This window comes from Kitasatospora sp. NPDC033851, from assembly GCF_055576085.1.
Map to the genome: position 1 here is coordinate 229,500 of NZ_JBVIRL010000003.1, position 16,370 is coordinate 245,869.

General features: G+C 73.5%; 16 protein-coding genes and 1 pseudogene. 4 read left to right on the plus strand and 13 right to left on the minus strand.

What is annotated here, in order from left to right; all coding sequences use genetic code 11:
• Positions 1 to 106: 106 nt before the first annotated feature.
• The 7 genes and pseudogenes from ACZ51D_RS07820 to ACZ51D_RS07850 form a co-directional block, all read right to left on the minus strand.
• Entirely contained in the window at positions 107 to 877 is a 771-nt protein-coding gene (locus ACZ51D_RS07820; protein ID WP_465615390.1) for a hypothetical protein, read from the minus strand.
• 172 nt (positions 878 to 1,049) lie between these two features.
• Positions 1,050 to 2,027 carry an NAD(P)H-quinone oxidoreductase gene (locus ACZ51D_RS07825; protein ID WP_465661575.1) on the minus strand — a complete coding sequence of 326 codons (978 nt, stop codon included), beginning with the start codon at positions 2,025 to 2,027 and terminating at the stop codon, positions 1,050 to 1,052.
• Between the two features lie 48 nt (positions 2,028 to 2,075).
• Positions 2,076 to 3,122 carry a potassium channel family protein gene (locus ACZ51D_RS07830; RefSeq protein WP_465661576.1) on the minus strand — a complete coding sequence of 349 codons (1,047 nt, stop codon included), beginning with the start codon at positions 3,120 to 3,122 and terminating at the stop codon, positions 2,076 to 2,078.
• A 22-nt stretch (positions 3,123 to 3,144) separates the two neighbouring features.
• The gene (locus ACZ51D_RS07835; protein ID WP_465615396.1) at positions 3,145 to 4,329 is read right to left on the minus strand and encodes a molybdopterin molybdotransferase MoeA; all 1,185 of its coding nucleotides are present in this window, start codon (positions 4,327 to 4,329) and stop codon (positions 3,145 to 3,147) included.
• 20 nt (positions 4,330 to 4,349) lie between these two features.
• Positions 4,350 to 5,292 (minus strand): annotated as a pseudogene (locus tag ACZ51D_RS07840) (NTP transferase domain-containing protein).
• Positions 5,293 to 5,323: 31 nt separating this feature from the next.
• Positions 5,324 to 6,310 carry an MBL fold metallo-hydrolase gene (locus ACZ51D_RS07845; RefSeq protein ID WP_465615398.1) on the minus strand — a complete coding sequence of 329 codons (987 nt, stop codon included), beginning with the start codon at positions 6,308 to 6,310 and terminating at the stop codon, positions 5,324 to 5,326.
• 121 nt (positions 6,311 to 6,431) lie between these two features.
• Positions 6,432 to 7,064 carry an FMN-dependent NADH-azoreductase gene (locus ACZ51D_RS07850; protein WP_465615400.1) on the minus strand — a complete coding sequence of 211 codons (633 nt, stop codon included), beginning with the start codon at positions 7,062 to 7,064 and terminating at the stop codon, positions 6,432 to 6,434.
• Between the two features lie 105 nt (positions 7,065 to 7,169).
• Between ACZ51D_RS07850 and ACZ51D_RS07855 the strand changes: the two genes are divergently transcribed.
• On the plus strand, positions 7,170 to 7,580 hold the full coding sequence (locus tag ACZ51D_RS07855; protein ID WP_465615402.1) for a winged helix-turn-helix transcriptional regulator: 411 nt from the start codon (positions 7,170 to 7,172) through the stop codon (positions 7,578 to 7,580).
• Positions 7,581 to 7,701: 121 nt separating this feature from the next.
• Here ACZ51D_RS07855 and ACZ51D_RS07860 read toward each other — a convergent pair whose 3' ends face one another.
• A complete protein-coding gene (locus tag ACZ51D_RS07860; protein WP_360502449.1) occupies positions 7,702 to 8,466 on the minus strand; it encodes a polyprenol monophosphomannose synthase in 765 nt (254 codons plus the stop codon).
• A 328-nt stretch (positions 8,467 to 8,794) separates the two neighbouring features.
• On the opposite strand from ACZ51D_RS07860, the gene manA reads away from it, so the two are divergent.
• Positions 8,795 to 9,994: a mannose-6-phosphate isomerase, class I gene (manA, locus tag ACZ51D_RS07865; RefSeq protein ID WP_465615404.1), complete on the plus strand. Its 1,200-nt coding sequence runs from the start codon at positions 8,795 to 8,797 to the stop codon at positions 9,992 to 9,994.
• A gap of 118 nt (positions 9,995 to 10,112) precedes the next feature.
• On the opposite strand, the gene ACZ51D_RS07870 is transcribed toward manA, so the two are convergent.
• Positions 10,113 to 11,078, minus strand: coding sequence for a LysR family transcriptional regulator (locus ACZ51D_RS07870; protein WP_465661577.1), 966 nt, complete (start codon positions 11,076 to 11,078; stop codon positions 10,113 to 10,115).
• A 107-nt stretch (positions 11,079 to 11,185) separates the two neighbouring features.
• Between ACZ51D_RS07870 and ACZ51D_RS07875 the strand changes: the two genes are divergently transcribed.
• Positions 11,186 to 11,458, plus strand: a complete 273-nt coding sequence (locus ACZ51D_RS07875; protein WP_465661579.1) for a hypothetical protein — start codon at positions 11,186 to 11,188, stop codon at positions 11,456 to 11,458.
• On the opposite strand, the gene dnaB is transcribed toward ACZ51D_RS07875, so the two are convergent.
• Entirely contained in the window at positions 11,425 to 13,053 is a 1,629-nt protein-coding gene (dnaB, locus tag ACZ51D_RS07880; RefSeq protein WP_465615410.1) for a replicative DNA helicase, read from the minus strand. The genes ACZ51D_RS07875 and dnaB overlap by 34 nt on opposite strands.
• Before the next feature lie 451 nt (positions 13,054 to 13,504).
• Between dnaB and ACZ51D_RS07885 the strand changes: the two genes are divergently transcribed.
• Positions 13,505 to 14,854: an MATE family efflux transporter gene (locus ACZ51D_RS07885; RefSeq protein ID WP_465661581.1), complete on the plus strand. Its 1,350-nt coding sequence runs from the start codon at positions 13,505 to 13,507 to the stop codon at positions 14,852 to 14,854.
• A 72-nt stretch (positions 14,855 to 14,926) separates the two neighbouring features.
• Here ACZ51D_RS07885 and rplI read toward each other — a convergent pair whose 3' ends face one another.
• The 3 genes from rplI to ACZ51D_RS07900 form a co-directional block, all read right to left on the minus strand.
• Entirely contained in the window at positions 14,927 to 15,373 is a 447-nt protein-coding gene (gene rplI, locus ACZ51D_RS07890) for a 50S ribosomal protein L9 (protein ID WP_360502462.1), read from the minus strand.
• Between the two features lie 17 nt (positions 15,374 to 15,390).
• Positions 15,391 to 15,627: a 30S ribosomal protein S18 gene (gene rpsR, locus ACZ51D_RS07895; protein ID WP_030059640.1), complete on the minus strand. Its 237-nt coding sequence runs from the start codon at positions 15,625 to 15,627 to the stop codon at positions 15,391 to 15,393.
• Positions 15,628 to 15,706: 79 nt separating this feature from the next.
• A complete protein-coding gene (locus ACZ51D_RS07900; RefSeq protein WP_360502464.1) occupies positions 15,707 to 16,315 on the minus strand; it encodes a single-stranded DNA-binding protein in 609 nt (202 codons plus the stop codon).
• Between the last annotated feature and the right edge of the window lie 55 nt (positions 16,316 to 16,370).

The window sequence follows — 16,370 nt, forward strand, 5'->3', positions numbered from 1 at the left end:
TACGGGTACTCAGATCCCGCGCCCCGCGGGCCGGCCGCCCACCACCGCCCCCACCCCACGGAACCCGCACCGAACCTCCACCCCCACCGGAGGCCGCCGCCCCGGCTCAGCCCTTCCGCAGCCGCACGCCGATCAGCCCCAGGCCGCAGCCGATCAGCCCGAGGCCGACGCCGAGCGGGAGCTGGGTCGTGGAGGCGTCCTGCCAGCGGGCGGGGAGGACGATCGGGAGGCCGGCGGCCGCGACGGGCCGACCGGAGGCGGCCGTGACGGCGTCCGGTGCGACGGCGTCGCCGGGGGCCGCCGACTCCGGGGCGCCCGGGTCGGCCTGGTCGGCCACCGGCTGGTCGGCCTTGACGCCCTGGTCCGGGGCCTGCTCGGGAGCCTGGTCGACGGCCTGGCCAGGGGCCTGGTCGGTCGCCTGGTCCGGGGCCTGGTCCGGGGCCTGTTCCACGGTGGCGTCGGGCCGTTCCGGCAGGGACGCCGGGCGGTGCCGGTGGGCTCGGGGGCCGTCGCCGTCCTGGTGCGGGCGGGGTGCCGGGTGCTGCGGCGGCGCGGCCGCCGGCCTGGGCGCGGTCGAGGACTCCGGCGCCGTCGCCGCCGCGCTCGGCGCCCCTGCCGCGAGGTCCGGGGTCGGAGCAGGGGCGGAGGAACGAGGCGGGAGAGGAAGTGAAGGAGAAGGCGAAGGGAAAGGCGTCACCCCCGTCGAGGGCGAGGGCATCGCCACCGCCGCCGACGCGGCGGCCAGGGGGAGCGTGAGCCCCAGCACGGCCGCCGCGAACAGCCGCTGGGCGCGGCCCGGGCCGGAGCGGCGACGGGTACGACGGTGGTGCGGCGCTACGGGCAGCGGCCCGAGGTGTGCGTGCGGTGATGCGGCCACGGTCGGAGTCCTTCCGACGGCCGGCCGCGCCCGGGGGCGGGGTCGGCGGCGGGACAGCTCCGGACCAGCCTCGCACGATCCGATAATTCAGGCATTTCGGACATTCGAAGAGCCGCCCGCCCATCACCCAGGCCACCGCATCACCCCGGCCGCTCCTCAGACCGGCCGCCCCTCAGGCCCGCAGCACGACCTTCCCGACCTGCTCCCCGGCCTCCAGCACCCGGTGCCCCTCGCCCGCGTCGGTCAGCGGCAGCACCCGGTCCACCACCGGCTTCACCACCCCGGACTCGACCAACGGCCACACGTGCTCCCGCACCGCCGCCACGATCGCCGCCTTCTCCGCCAGCGGCCGCCCGCGCAGGTTGGTGGCGATCACCGCCGCCCGCTTGCGCAGCAGCGCGTTGAGGTCGAGCTCGCCCTTCACCCCGCCCTGCAGCCCGATGATCACCAGTCGCCCGTTGACCGCCAGCGCGTCCACGTTCCGCTGCAGGTACTTGGCGCCCATGATGTCCAGGATCACGTCCGCCCCGGCTCCGTCGGTGGCCTCCCGGAGCGCCTCGACGAAGTCCTGCTCGCGGTAGTCGATCGCGATGTCCGCACCCAGTTCGGTGCACCGGGCCAGCTTCTCGGCGCTGCCCGCGGTGACCGCGACCCGCGCGCCGATCGCCTTGGCCAGCTGGATCGCCATGGTCCCGATGCCGCTCGCGCCGCCGTGCAGCAGCACGGTCTCGCCGGGCCGCAGGTGCGCGGTGAGGAAGACGTTGGACCACACCGTGCAGGCGACCTCCGGCAGCGCCGCGGCCTGCTCGGGGCTCAGCCCCTTGGGCACCGGCAGCAGCTGCCCGGTCGGCACCGCGACCCGCTCCGCGTAGCCGCCGCCGACCAGCAGCGCGCACACCTCGTCGCCGACCGCCCAGCCGGACACCCCCGGCCCGAGCGCGACGATCCGCCCGGCGCACTCCAGCCCCGGGTAGGGCGAGGCGCCGGGCGGCGGGTTGTAGAAGCCCTGCCGCTGGAGCAGGTCGGCACGGTTGACGGCGGTGGCCGCCACCTCGACCAGGACCTCGCCCTCGCCGGGCACCGGGTCGGGCACCTCGGCCCACACCAGTGCCTCGGGGCCGCCGGGTACGGGAATCGTCATCGCATGCATGTCCCGAACCTACTGCGCGTCAGGGCGCTCCGCGGGGCAGGGCCCGCGTCAGCCGGTCGACTTGATGACGATCACCCGGTCGGTGAGCTGCGGCACGGCGGCCTCCGGCTCGGTGTAGTTGATCACCCGCCGGCCGCGGACCACCGCGACCACCAGGTCCTCGCACCGGCGCGGGCTCTGCCCGGCCTCGGCCCGGGTGACCGGGCGCTCCACCACGTCCAGCCCGTTGCCGTACGTCAGCAGGTCCTCCATCACCGCCCCGGCGTGCGGACTGGGCATCGACAGCCCGAGCAGCCGTCCGGCCGAACTGGAGCTGGTGACCACGACGTCGGCGCCGCTCTGTCGCAGCAGCGGGGCGTTCTCGTCCTCCCGCACGGCGGCGACCACGGTGGCGTTGCGGTTCAGCTGGCGTGCCGTCAGCGTGATCAGCACGGCGGTGTCGTCCCGCTCCGGTGCGACCACCACCCGGGCCGCCGTGGGCAGGGCGGCGCGCACCAGCGTGTCGGTGCGGGTGGCGTCGCCGACCACCCCGACCAGGCCGTGCTGCGCGGCGTGGTCGATCACCTTGCGCTGCGGGTCGACGACGACGATCTCCTCCTTCTTCACCCCCTGCCCGAGCAGGGTGTCGACGGCGCTGCGGCCCTTCGTCCCGTACCCGATGACGACGGTGTGCTCGCGCACGGTGGACCTCCAGCGGTTCAACCGCCATTGCAGGCGGGTCCGTTCGGTGAGCACCTCCAGCGTGGTGCCGACCAGGATGATCAGGAACAGCACGCGCAGCGGGGTGACCACGAAGATGTTGGTGAGCCGGGCGCCGTCGCTGAACGGGGTGATGTCGCCGTACCCGGTGGTGGAGAGCGTCACGGTCGCGTAGTACGCCGCGTCGAGGAAGCTGAGCCCGCCGCCGGCGTTGTCGTTGTAGCCGTCCCGGTCGACGTAGACGATCAGCGTGGTGGCGACCAGGACGGCGAGCGCCAGCAGCAGCCGGAAGCCGACCTGCCGTACGGCGGGCTCGGACCGGCGGGCGGGCAGCACGATCCCGGCGTCCGCCCACGGCTCGGTGCCCGGCGCCCGAGTGCCCCGCAGGCGGCTCATGCGCCGGCCCGGCTTTCCCCGCTCACGGCACCTCCAGCAGCTCGACCGTCCCCCCGGCCGCCACTCCGCCGGGCGGGACCACGGCCAGCGCCTCGGCCCGGGCGAGCCCGCGCAGCATCGCGGGCCCGTCGAAGGCGAGCGGGACGACGCCCTCGGCCGTGCGCCGGACGGGCTGCAGCCGGGTGTCCGCCGGGTGCCCGGGCAGTGCGGCCGCGGCGGGCGCGAGGGCGGGGGCACCGGCGGCCCGTCCGCTGCGGGCGTGCAGCAGGGGCAGGGTGAGCGTGACCATGCCGGCGACGGCGGCCAGCGGGTTGCCCGGCAGGCCGACGAGGTGGCGCCCGCCGGGGAGTTCGGCCAGCAGCATGGGGTGCCCCGGCCGGACCGCGACGCCGTCCACCAGCAGCCGGGCGCCGGCCTCGTCGAGCGCCCGGTGCAGGAAGTCGACCGGCCCGGCGGCCGTCCCGCCGGTGGTGACCACGATGTCGGCGGTGGAGTGCCGCAGCGCGTCCCGGAGCAGTCCGAAGTCGTCGCGCACGTACCGCACGTCGGCGACCTCGGCGCCGGCGGCCCGCAGCCAGGGCAGCAGCAGCGGCCCGAGCGCGTCCCGGACCAGGCCCGGGCCGGGGATCCCGGATGCGAGCAACTCGTCACCCAGGACGAGCAGTTGGACGACCGGACGGCGGCGGACGACCAGTCGGTCGTGGCCGCAGGCGGCGGCCAGGCCCAGCACGGCCGGCCCGACCAGGGTGCCCTCCGGCAGCAGCTCCTCGCCCCGGCGGCACTCCTGGCCGCGGGGCCGGACGTCCTGGCCGGTGGTCAACTGTCGGGGGCCGCAGTCGCGCAGCAGCGTGCCGTCCGTCCGCCCGTGCTCGCGGCGCAGGACGGCGGTGGCCCCGGACGGCAGTTGGGCGCCGGTGGCGATCTCCACGGCGGTGCCGTCGGCCAGCGGCGCCGGCTCGGCCGGTCCGGCCAGCACCCGGCCGGCGACCCGCCACGGGCCGGGCCCGGCGACCGCCCAGCCGTCCATCGCGGAGGTGTCGAAGGCGGGCAGGTCGGTCAGCGCACCGAGCGGCTCGGCGAGGGTGTGGCCGAGCGCCTCGGCCAGCGGCAGCCCGATCCCGGGCAGCGGGCGCAGCCCGGCCCGGCGCGCGGTCTCGCGGGCCCGGGGCCAGCCGGACACGGCGGGGCCGGTGGACGGGGCGGTCACGGTCGTCTGCCCGACGGCGCTCACCGCTCGCCCGGCCGGTCGGCGGCGCCCCACCCCTCGGCGAGGGCCTCGGTCCGTCGGGCGGCCTCGGCGACGGCCTCCGACCCGCCGCCCCGCTGGGCGGCGGCGTAGCCGATCAGGAAGGCGGTCAGCGGCGCGGCCGGCCGGGCCACCCCGTGCGCGACCACCCGGGCCATGTCGAGCAGACCTCGGACGTCCACGTCCAGGTCGATGCCCAGGTCGGCCTTGACCTCGGCGATCCAGTCATCCAGCGTGCGCTCCATGCGCCCATGCTGCCTGATCGGCGGTTTCCCGGAGGTGTTCGCCCCGTGTGCGGGGCGCGTCATTTCGCTCACAGCCCGGTGACCGGCGTCGTGCGGCTCAGTTCCGGTCGCGTTCCCGGGCCTGCTCCAGGTCCTCCCAGGTGTCGCAGTCGTACGCGACGTTGTCGGTGTCGGCGACCCGCAGGTGCGCCAGCCCGCCGACCAGGCGGCGCAGCGGCCGGCCCGCCGGGTCGCCGAGGGCGGCCAGCGCGGCGCGCAGCGGGGCGGTGCGGTACGCGGCGGCGAGCGGCTGGTCGCGGCCTCCCGCGTCGACCAGCACGGCGGCGTCCACGGTCGGCCCGGCCCCGTCCAGGGCGGCGGCCAGCCGGTGCACGGTCCGCCGGTCCAGGAACGGCAGGTCGGCGGCGAGCAGCAGCACGGTGTCCGCGGTGACCAGGTCGAGCCCGGCCGCGACGGCGGCGACCGGCCCGCCGCCGGGCGGCTGCTCCCTGGTCCAGCGGACGCCGGTGCGCGCGGTCGGCCGGACCGGGCCGACCACGACGGTGGTGCGGGCGTCCGCGCAGGCGGCGAGCACCCGGTCGAGCAGGGTGGTCTCGCCCACGGTCAGGCCGGGCTTGTCGGCCCCGCCGAGGCGCCGGGCGGCCCCGCCCGCCGGAACGATCACGTCGTACGGCGTCATGCGGCCAGTATCCGCCCGGCCGCGGCGGACCCTAGTCGGCCGGGTCGTCCTCGACGATCTCGGCGTCGATGATCTCCGACTCGACGATCTCCGCGTCGACGATCTCCGCGCCGATGGTTCCGTTCTCCTCCGCCGACCGGGCGGTGTTGGCCGCCGCGCCCAGTTCCAGGATGGCCGGCAGCGTCAGCTCCCCGTACCGCCGGTTCATCGCGGTGACCAGCGCCTCCGGGTCGTGCGGGTGCTCGGCCAGCAGCCGGTCGAAGTCCTGCAGGTACTCGCCGGTGAAGGCGAGCACCCGGGCCGTGTCGTCGCCCTGGTCGGGGGCCCGGTGCCCGGCGATCACCCGGTCCGCGCCGAGGTCGGCGATCCGGCCGAGGTTGTGCCCCCAGGTGGTGCGCTGGGCCGGGGTGGTGTCGGCGGTCCAGACGTGGGTGCCGTTGTAGACGAAGTCCCCGGCGATCACGGTCCGGATGCTCGGCACGTGGACGACCGTGGAGTTCCCGCAGTCGCCCTGGCCGAGCAGCAGGACGGGGATCACCTGGCGGTCCAGCATGAGCGGCTGCGGCAGCAGCGGGGCGGGGATCAGCGGGTGGTCCGGGATGTCGTCGCCGTACACCGGCTTCCACTGCGCGACCTTGGCGGCGGCGGTGCGCCGGATGCCCTCGACCACCGCCGGCGCGGCCAGCAGCCGTGCGTCGGGGAAGAGCTTCAGCACCTCCTCGGCGCCGAAGTAGTGGTCGGGGTGCTGGTGGGTGACCACGATGGCGAGGAGCCGGCGGCCCTTGCCGGCGATCCACTCGGCCAGTTCGCGTCCGGCGCTGCGGGTGAGCTGGGCGTCCACCAGGATCGCGGCCTGCTCGCCGAGGATCAGCGCGGAGGTGGCGAAGAAGGCCGACTCGGGGCCGGTGAAGACGGCGACCTCCAGCGGCCGGGCGGGCCGCTCGGCCTCCGGGAACGCTGCGGGTGAGGTGTCCGCGGGCTCCGCGCCGGCGCTCTCCTCGGGCGGGGACGACGTCACGGGCTGCTCCCTCTGCACGGCGGTCGGATTTCCTGCGCCCTCAGCATGGGAGTACCGGTGCCCGATTCCACGGAAGGCGCGCCCGGCTGGGCGCGCCATCCGGCTCACGTCACGCCGTGGCTCAGGCGGCGAGCTCCTTGGCCCGGCGGGCGGCCTGCTCCAGGGCCCGGGCCTTGGACTCGGCGGCGTTCGGGATGAACTCGGCCAGCGCCGGGACGACCGGGGCCATGGTGAACTCCGGGACGATGAAGTCGACCTCCAGGCCGAGCGCGGTCAGCACCTTCTCCAGGTAGGTGGTGACGAACTCGAACGGCTCGCGCGGGGCGCCGGGCGCGTACGAGCCGCCACGGGAGGCGACCACGGTGACCGGGGTGCCCTTGGCGGAAGGCGCCTCGCCGGCGGTGCGGCCGACCAGGATCACCTGGTCCAGCCAGGCCTTGAGGGTCGACGGGATCGTGAAGTTGTACATCGGGCTGCCGATCAGCACGGCGTCGGCCCGCTCCAGCTCGCCCATCAGCTCCTCGCGCAGCGCGAAGGCGGCGGCCTGTTCGGCGCTGTGGGTCTCGGCCGGGGCGAATCCGGCACTGATGCCGTGCACGTCCAGGTGCGGGATCGGGTCGGCGGCGAGGTCGTGGTAGATCACCGTGCCCTCGGGGTGCTGGGCCTGCCAGGCGGCCCGGAAGGCGGCGGTGACCTCGCGGGAGACGGAGCCGTCGGCGACCGCGGAGGAGTCGATGTGCAGAAGCGTGGGCATGGCTGACCTCCAGAGAATTAGTAGCTGCTGTTTTCGCTGCAGCTGCAAGTAAGGTAGCAGCTTACTTTTCTGCAGTCACTAGTGACGGTCGAGTACGCTGGATCCATGGCCCAGCACGAGGTAGTCACCGACGGAGCCCCGACCGCCACCGACGCGTGCGACGTCGCGGCCCACGGCGCCTGCCAGAACATCGACCTGGCCCTCGGCCGGGTGTTCACCCTGCTCGGCAAGCGCTGGACCGGCATGCTGCTGGGCGTGCTCAACAACAGCGGCCCGGCCTACTTCTCCGAACTGCGCCGCGCCGTCCCGGGCATCAGCGAGCGGATGCTCTCCGACCGGCTGACCGAGTTGGCCGAGGCCGGGCTGCTGGTCCGCGAGGTCGACGCCGGCCCGCCGCTGCGAGTCAGCTACCGGCTCACCGAGAGCGGCGTCGCGCTCAAGCCCGCCCTCCACGAACTGGCCGTCTGGGCCGACCGCCACCTGCCCGAGAGCGCCCTCAAGAGCGGCGGCTGCTGACCCTCGGGGCCGTCCGCCCCCGGACGTCCCGCCCCTGGAGATTCCGTCCCCGGACATGCGGAAGGGCCCGCCTGCTGTCACCAGCAGACGGGCCCTTCACCCGAGCGAATCGGTCAGTCGTTCAGCGCTTCTTCGCACCGCGCAGCCGGGCCAGCCGGTCGGCGAGACCCCAGGAGGTCACCCGCCACAGCGCCTCGACCACGATGCTGCGGCTCATCTTGGACGCGCCCAGCTCGCGCTCGACGAAGGTGATCGGCACCTCGGCGACCTTGAACCCGGCCTTCACCGTGCGCCAGGCCAGGTCGACCTGGAAGCAGTACCCGGCCGAGGCGACCTCGTCCATGCCCAGGCCCAGCAGGGTCTCCTTGCGGAACGCCCGGTAGCCGCCGGTGACGTCCTTGATCGGCACGCCCAGCATCAGCCGGGAGTACGTCGAGCCGCCGCGCGAGAGCAGCAGCCGCGACTTCGGCCAGTTCACCACCCGGCCGCCCGGCACCCAGCGCGAGCCCAGCACCAGGTCGGCGCCGCGCAGCGCGCCCAGCAGCCGGTCCAGCTCCTCGGGCTGGTGCGAGCCGTCCGCGTCCATCTCGACCAGGACGTCGTAACCGTTGTCGATGCCCCAGCGGAAGCCCGCGAGGTAGGCGGCGCCCAGGCCCTCCTTGCCCTTGCGGTGCATGACGTGCACGTGGGGGTCCTCGACGGCCAGCTTGTCGGCGAGCTCACCGGTGCCGTCGGGGCTGTTGTCGTCGGCGACCAGGACGTGCGCCTCGGGCACCGCGGCACGGACCCGGCCGACGATCCGCTCGACGTTCTCCGCCTCGTTGTAGGTCGGGATGATCACCAGGACCCTGCCGAGATCAGCAAAACTCTGCTGGTTCACGGTCACGTACAAACCTCTCGGCCGATGGCGGGGAATCTCAGAACACCGTCGCCCGCACTCTGGAACGCGGCTCCACCGGCAGCCCTCCGGCGGGGTGACCACGATGGAGAACTGCGCGCAGGGCGGAGACTACTGCGTCCTGGCATCCTACTACCGCGCCCGGGAACCACCGGTCCGACCACGGCACTCCCACCTGACGCCCACCGTTTCCCCGTGGGTGACACCGTTCGGCTAGGGTCGATGCCCTTGCCCGTGCCCGGACCGCCCGCACCGCCGGGCCCGCCCCCGGCGATCCGGCACACCCGCCAGACAGCGAAGGAGTAGGACCGCGCGCATGGACAGGCTCGTCAACACCGTCCGCCCGTACGCCTGGGGGTCGCTCACGGCCCTGCCCGAGCTGCTCGGGCAGCAGCCGACCGGGGAACCGCAGGCCGAGCTGTGGATGGGCGCCCACCCCGGCGACCCGTCCCGCGCCGACCGCGGGGACGGCCCGCGCCGGCTGGACGAACTGATCGCGGCCGACCCCGAGGGCGAGCTGGGCGCCGCGAGCGTGGCCCGGTTCGGCCCGACCCTGCCGTTCCTCTTCAAGGTCCTCGCCGCGGGCACCCCGCTGTCCATCCAGGCCCACCCCACGCTCGACCAGGCCCGCGCCGGCTTCGCCGCCGAGAACGCCCTCGGCATCCCGCTGGACGCCCCCGAGCGCAGCTACCGCGACGCCAACCACAAGCCCGAAATGGTCTGCGCGCTGGGCGAGTTCGAGGGCCTGTGCGGCTTCCGCCGGCCCGCCGAGGCGGCCGAGCTGATGGCCCGGCTCGGGGTGCCCGGACTGGACCCGCTGATCGACCTGCTGTGCGTCGAGGACGAGTCCGAGGCGCTGCGCGGCACGCTGGCCGCCATCCTCACCATGGACGACGAGACCGCCCGGAAGACCGTCCGGGAGACCGCCGAGGTGCTGGCGGAGTGCGACGCCCGCGATCCGGACTGGTACTACGCGCCGTACGCCCGGATCGCCGAGGACTTCCCGGACGACCGCGGCCTGATCGCCGGCATGCTGCTCAACCACTTCCGGCTGCGGGCCGGCGAGGCGCTCTACCTGGGCGCCGGGGTGCCGCACGCCTACCTGTCCGGCGTCTGCGTCGAACTGCAGGCCAACTCCGACAACGTGCTGCGGGCCGGCCTCACGCCGAAGCACATCGACGTGCCGGAGCTGCTGAAGGTCGTGGTCTTCGAGGCCGGCGACCCCGAGGTGCCGGCCCCCGTCCCGGTCGAGGCCACCCCGGGCGAGGAGCTCTACCCCGTCCCGATCGACGAGTTCCGGCTGTCCCGCTTCGCGCTGGACGGCGTCGAGCGCGCGATCGACGGCCGCACCCCGCAGATCCTGCTCTGCACCGAGGGCAGCGCCCGCCTCACCGCCACCGACGGCACCGTCCTGGACCTCGCCCGCGGCCAGTCCGCCTTCGTCCCCGCCACCGGCACCGCGACCCGCCTCTCCGGCACCGGCACCACGCTCTTCCGCGCCACCGTCACCGTCTGAGTAACCGTCTGAACCACCCTCCGGCCGCCCCGGCCGCCCCGGCCGGGGTGGTCGTGGCGGCCGCCGTCCGTCTCGCGAAGGTGTCGGAGCCTTCGGGGACGTCCGAGCCGGGGCTTCGTCAGGCTCCGCCCGGTGGGTCGGGTGTGCGTTGCGGGGGTGCCTCCCAGGTGGCGGTGGTGTCGCGGGCGACGTCGTGCAGGAGGTCGACGAGCTTGTCCGCGAGGGGGGTGAGGCCGGCGTCGGACTTGGTCACGGCGTAGATCTGGCGGTAGGGCCTGGGCCGGGCCAGTTCGCGGTGGGTGGTGCCGGGGGCGTGGGTCAGGGCCAGGCGGGAGACCAGGGCCACGGCGATACCGGTGCCGACGAGGGCCTGGGCGACATCGTAGGACTCCGTCTCGAACCGCACGGTGGGAGCGAAGCCGGCCTCGCGGGCGGCGTCGTGGAACTGTTCGCGGGCGGCGTGGCCGGCCAGGATGGACACCCACGACTCGTCGCGCAGCTGCTCCAGGCGGAGTCTGGTGTCCGCGGGCTGTCCGGTGGCCAGTGGGTGGTCGTCGGGCAGGACCACCACCATCGGGTCCAGCAGGAGCGGGTGGGCTCGTACCTGCGGGGGCGGTGCGAGTGGCTTGCCCCAGGACGCGACGAGGGCCACGTCCAGGTGCCCCGCGCTGATCTCGTCCGCTCCGAGTCCGGAGACCACGTCCACGACGGACACGTCGGCGTCCGGATGGCGGTGCCGCAGAGCCGTCAGGGCCGGCGGGAGGAGGTGCAGGGCAGCCGCCTGGAACGTACCGATCCGCAGGCGCAGCGAGAGGTGGCCGAGCAGTGCGGCCAGTTCCGTCTCGGCCTTGTCCGAGGCCTCCTCCACAGTGCGGCCGTGGGAGGCGAGCAGCGCGCCGGCCGGGGTGAGCGTTGCTCCGCGAGGACCACGGACGACCAGCGGCACCTGCCAGTCGCGCTCGGCCCTGGCCACCTGCTGGGTGATCGCCGCGGGTGTGAGCCGGAGCGCGTGGGCCGCTGCCGTCAGGGAGCCGTGGCGCTCGATCAATGCGAGAAGCCGCAGCTGTCCCGGGTCCACCACCATTCACCGATCTTAACGCTGCACCAATCGCTCTCAACTTCTCTTAGGACTGCCTGGGAGGAAGCCTGGCGTGCACCCGTCGACCGCAATCCCGGAAGGGCTCGTTGCCCATGCCCACGCACGTGCCCGTTCTCATCGCCACCACGCTGCTGCTGGCGATGCTGCCCGGCGCCAGCCAGGCCCTGATGATCCGCCAGGTCCTGGAAGGCGGCCGACACACGCTCCGAGGCACGCTCGCGGGCGACGCCACCGGCTTCCTGCTGTGGTCCACGGCCGCTGCGGCCGGGCTGTCCGCCGTTCTGGTGAAGCACTCCCCCGGAACCGCGCCGAAGCAGAGCTCGAACCCGGGTCAGTCCCGGGTCATGTCGACGAAGCGCGAGTAGTGGCCCTGGAAGGCCACCGTGATGGTCGCGGTCGGACCGTTACGGTGCTTGGCGACGATCAGGTCGGCCTCGCCGGCGCGCGGGGACTCCTTCTCGTAGGCGTCCTCGCGGTGCAGCAGGATGACCATGTCGGCGTCCTGCTCGATCGAGCCCGACTCACGCAGGTCCGAGACCATCGGCCGCTTGTCGGTGCGCTGCTCGGGGCCACGGTTCAGCTGGGAGAGCGCGATGACGGGGACTTCCAGCTCCTTGGCCAGCAGCTTGAGGTTTCGGGACATGTCCGAGACCTCCTGCTGGCGGTTCTCGGCCCGGCGGGAGCCGCCGGACTGCATCAGCTGGAGGTAGTCGATGACGACCAGCTTGATGTCGTTGCGCTGCTTGAGCCGGCGGCACTTGGCGCGGATCTCCATCATCGACAGGTTCGGCGAATCGTCGATGAACAGCGGCGCCTCGCTGACGTCGGGCATCCGGCGGGCGACCCTCGTCCAGTCGTCGTCCGTCATGTTCCCGGAGCGCATGTGGTGCAGCGCCACCCGGGCCTCGGCGGAGAGCAGACGCATGGCGATCTCGTTGCGCCCCATTTCGAGCGAGAAGATCACGCTCGGCAGCTTGTTCTGGATCGAGCAGGCCCGGGCGAAGTCCAGCGCGAGGGTGGACTTACCCATGGCGGGGCGGGCCGCGATGACGATCATCTGGCCGGGGTGCAGGCCGTTGGTGAGCGCGTCGAAGTCGGCGAAGCCGGTCGGCACGCCGGACATCTGGCCCTGCCGGGAGCCGATCGCCTCGATCTCGTCGAGGGCGCCCTCCATGATGTCGGCGAGCGGCGCGTAGTCCTCGTTGGTGCGCTGTTCGGTGACGGCGTAGATCTCCGCCTGGGCGGCGTTGACGATCTCGTCGACGTCGCCCTCGGCCGCGTAGCCCATGCCGGCGATCCGGGTGCCCGCCTCGACCAGGCGGCGCAGCACGGCCCGCTCGTGGACGATCTGGGCGTAGTACTCGGCGTTGGCCGCGGTCGGGACGGAGTTGACCAGGGTGTGCAGGTACGAGGCGCCCCCGACCCGCTGCAGCTCGCCGCGCTTGGTCAGCTCGCCGGCCACGGTGATCGGGTCGGCCGGCTCGCCCCGGGCGTAGAGGTCGAGGATCGCGCCGTGGACCATCTCGTGCGCGGGCCGGTAGTAGTCGGCGGGCTTGAGCACCTCGACCACGTCGGCGATGGCGTCCTTGGAGAGCAGCATGCCGCCGAGGACGGACTGCTCGGCGGCGAGGTCCTGCGGGGGGACGCGCTCGAAGCCGTCCACGCCGCCTTCGCCGTCGCCCTCGCCACGGCGCTGCCAGCCGCCCTCCCGCTGGCCGCCCTCGCGCGAGGAGCCGTTCCGGCCGCCCTTGCCGCCCTGGGAGCCGCCCTTCTGGAAGCCGTCGCGGCCGCCGCCCTTGCCACCCTGGCCGCCGCGGCTGTGGGAGACCGGGAGCCGGTCGCCGGGGCCGTCCGGGAAGGGCGCGTCATCGAAGGCGGTGGCCGGGAAGGGGTCCTCTGCGGTCTGCCAGTCCTCCTCCGGCGGCGGGGCGTCGTGGTCGTCGTACTGGGGGCCGGTCACGCGTGTTCCCCGATCAGCGAGTGGTGCGAGTTTGGAGCGGGCTTGCCGGTGGCTGGGTGGATCGGATCCGCTCCTCTTTGTACGCCACGGCCCCGACAAATCGGACGCCGGGGCGGTGGGAGTGTCGGGCGGAGAGCCCACGCTAAGGCGCCGGACGGCCTTGCGCCAAGGCGGTTATCCACAGGGGGTGTGGATGAGCGGCCCCGACCTGTGGAGAACTGCCGCAAAGCTGTGGACACCCCTGTGGACGTCCCTGTGGATAACCAGACGATCGATCCACCGTCAACTTGCTGACCTGGGATTACCCCTTCCGAGGCCTGTGCATGAGAAATTCTTCACACACCTCCGAACGGCTGTGGGCACGGAGCGTGCGAACAGCGTCGCTCAGGACTTCGAGTAATGGTCACGACCCACTGTCATCAATTACCTGTGGATGAGTAGCCTGGAGCCCATGACCGCCTCGCCGCCCAACGACACATCGTCGGCCCCCGACCGGCGCCGGCACGACCGGGAGATCCTCGCCCTGGCCGTCCCGGCCTTCGGCGCACTGGTCGCCGAGCCGCTCTTCCTGATGGCCGACTCGGCGATCGTCGGCCACCTCGGCACCCCCCAGCTGGCCGGGGTGGGCGTCGCCTCCGCCGCGCTCACCACCGCGACCGGCGTGTTCGTCTTCCTCGCCTACGCCACCACCGCGGCAGTCGCCCGCCGGATCGGGGCCGGGGACCGCCGGGGCGCCGTGCAGCAGGGCATCGACGGCATCTGGCTCGCCCTCGGCCTGGCCGTCCCGGTGGTCCTGCTGACCGTGCTGGCGGCTCCCTGGGTGGCCGACGTCCTGGGTGCCTCGCCGACCGCCGCGCCCTACGCAGTGACGTATCTGCGGATCAGCTCCCTGGGCATCCCGGCGATGCTCATGGTGCTGGCCGCCACCGGCGTGCTGCGCGGACTCCAGGACACCCGGACGCCCCTGCTGGTGGCCGTCGCGGGCTTCACCGCCAACATCGGCCTGAACGTCGGTCTGGTGTACGGCGCCGGCCTCGGGGTGGCCGGTTCGGCCTGGGGCACCGTGCTCGCGCAGACCGCGATGGCCGCCGTCTACCTGGTCGTGGTGGTCCGCGGCGCCCGCCGGGAGCGGGCCTCACTGCGGCCGGACGCGACGGGCATCCAGGCCTGCGCCAAGGCCGGCGGCCCGCTGCTGGTCCGGACGATCAGCCTGCGCGCGGTGCTGATGATCGCGACCGCGGTGGCCGCCCGGCTGGGCGACGACCAGGTGGCCGCGCACCAGATCACCATGACGCTGTTCAGCTTCCTGGCGTTCGCGCTGGACGCCATCGCGATCGCCGGCCAGGCCATCATCGGCCGCTACCTGGGCGCCTCGGACGTCCCGGGTGCCAGGGCCGCCACCCGGCGGATGGTCGAGTGGGGCGTCGGTTCCGGGGTGGTGCTCGGCCTGCTGGTGGTCGCCGCCCGCCCGCTGTACGTCCCGCTGTTCACGCCCGATCCGGCCGTCCGGGCGCAGCTGGACACCGCCCTGCTGCTGCTGGCGCTGAGCCAGCCGGTCGCCGGCCTGGTCTTCGTGCTGGACGGGGTGCTGATGGGAGCCGGGGACGGCCCGTACCTGGCCTGGGCGGCGCTCGCGACCCTGGCGGTGTTCGCCCCGGCGGCCTTCGCCGTCCCGGCCAACGGCGCCGGGCTGGCTGGGCTCTGGTGGGCGATGAACCTGTTCATGCTGGTCCGCGCCGCCTTCCTGGTCTGGCGCGCCCGTGGCGGCAAGTGGCTGGTCACCGGGGCCGTGCGCGGGTAGCCCGCGCGCCCGGGAACGACCGAGGGCCGGACTCCCGGAGGAGTCCGGCCCTCAGGCCACTGCGGGGGGAACTCAGGCAGCGACGACCGCGATGTCCAGGTTGGCCTGGACGTCGGAGTGCAGCTTGACCGAGATCTTGTGGGTGCCCACGGTCTTGATCGGCGAGGCGATCGCGACAGCGCGCTTGTCCACAGCCGGGCCGCCGGCGGCCTTGATGGCCTCGACGACGTCGGCCTGGGTCACCGAGCCGAACAGACGGCCGGCCTCACCCGAACGGACGGCCAGCTTGACCTGGACGCCCTCCAGCTTGCCCTTGACCTCGTTGGCGGCCTCGAGGGTCTGGATCGCGTGGATCTTGCGGGCGCGACGGATGGCGTCGACGTCCTTCTGGCCGCCCTTGGTCCAGCGGATGGCGAAGCCACGCGGGACCAGGTAGTTGCGGGCGTAGCCGTCCTTGACCTCGACGACCTCGCCGGCGGAGCCGAGACCCGGCACCTCGTGCGTGAGGATGATCTTCATTACTTGGTCACCCTCTCTTAGCGCGCGGTGCTGGTGTAGGGCAGCAGCGCCATCTCACGGCTGTTCTTCACGGCCGTGGCGACGTCACGCTGGTGCTGGGTGCAGTTGCCGGTGACCCGGCGGGCACGGATCTTTCCGCGGTCGGAGATGTACTTCCGCAGCAGGTTCGTGTCCTTGTAGTCAACGTAGTTGACCTTGTCCTTGCAGAAGACGCAAACCTTCTTCTTCGGCTTGCGAGCAGGCGGCTTCGCCATTGTGTGCTCCATTTGGGGTTCACGGCCCGGCCGGCGTCCGGGGACGCCTGCGGCCGGGCCGCACGAAATCTGTCAGCTCTTAGAACGGGGGCTCTTCCGAGAAGCCGCCGCCACCGCCGGACGGGGCGCCCCAGCTGCCGCCCTGGTTTCCACCGGACGGGGCGCTGGAGGCCCAGGGGTCCTCGGAGGGGCCGGACTGGCCACCGGAGTTACCACCCCAGTTGCCGCCCTGCTGGCCGCCACCGCCGCCCCAGTTGCCACCGCCCTGGCCGCCGCCCTGCTGGCCGCCGAAGCCGCCACCGGGGCCGCCAGGACCGCCGGAGCGGTTGGCCCGGGTGACCTTGGCGGTCGCCGAGCGCAGGCTCGGGCCGACTTCGTCGACCTCGACCTCGAAGACCGTCCGCTTCTCGCCTTCCTTGGTCTCGTAAGACCGCTGGCGCAGTCGGCCCTGCACGATGACGCGCATGCCGCGCTGCAGCGACTCGGCCACGTTCTCCGCCGGCTGCCGCCAGACGTTGCACGTGAGGAAGAGGCTCTCGCCGTCCTTCCACTCGTTCGTCTGACGGTCGAAGGTGCGGGGGGTGGACGCGATGCGGAACTTCGCGACCGCCGCACCCGACGGGGTGAAGCGCAGCTCGGGGTCGTCGACGAGATTGCCGACGAGGGTGATGACGGTCTCGCCTGCCATGGTGGTGATGACCTCTCGGGAAGATGTCCGTTCACCGCTGTTTCACGTGAAACAG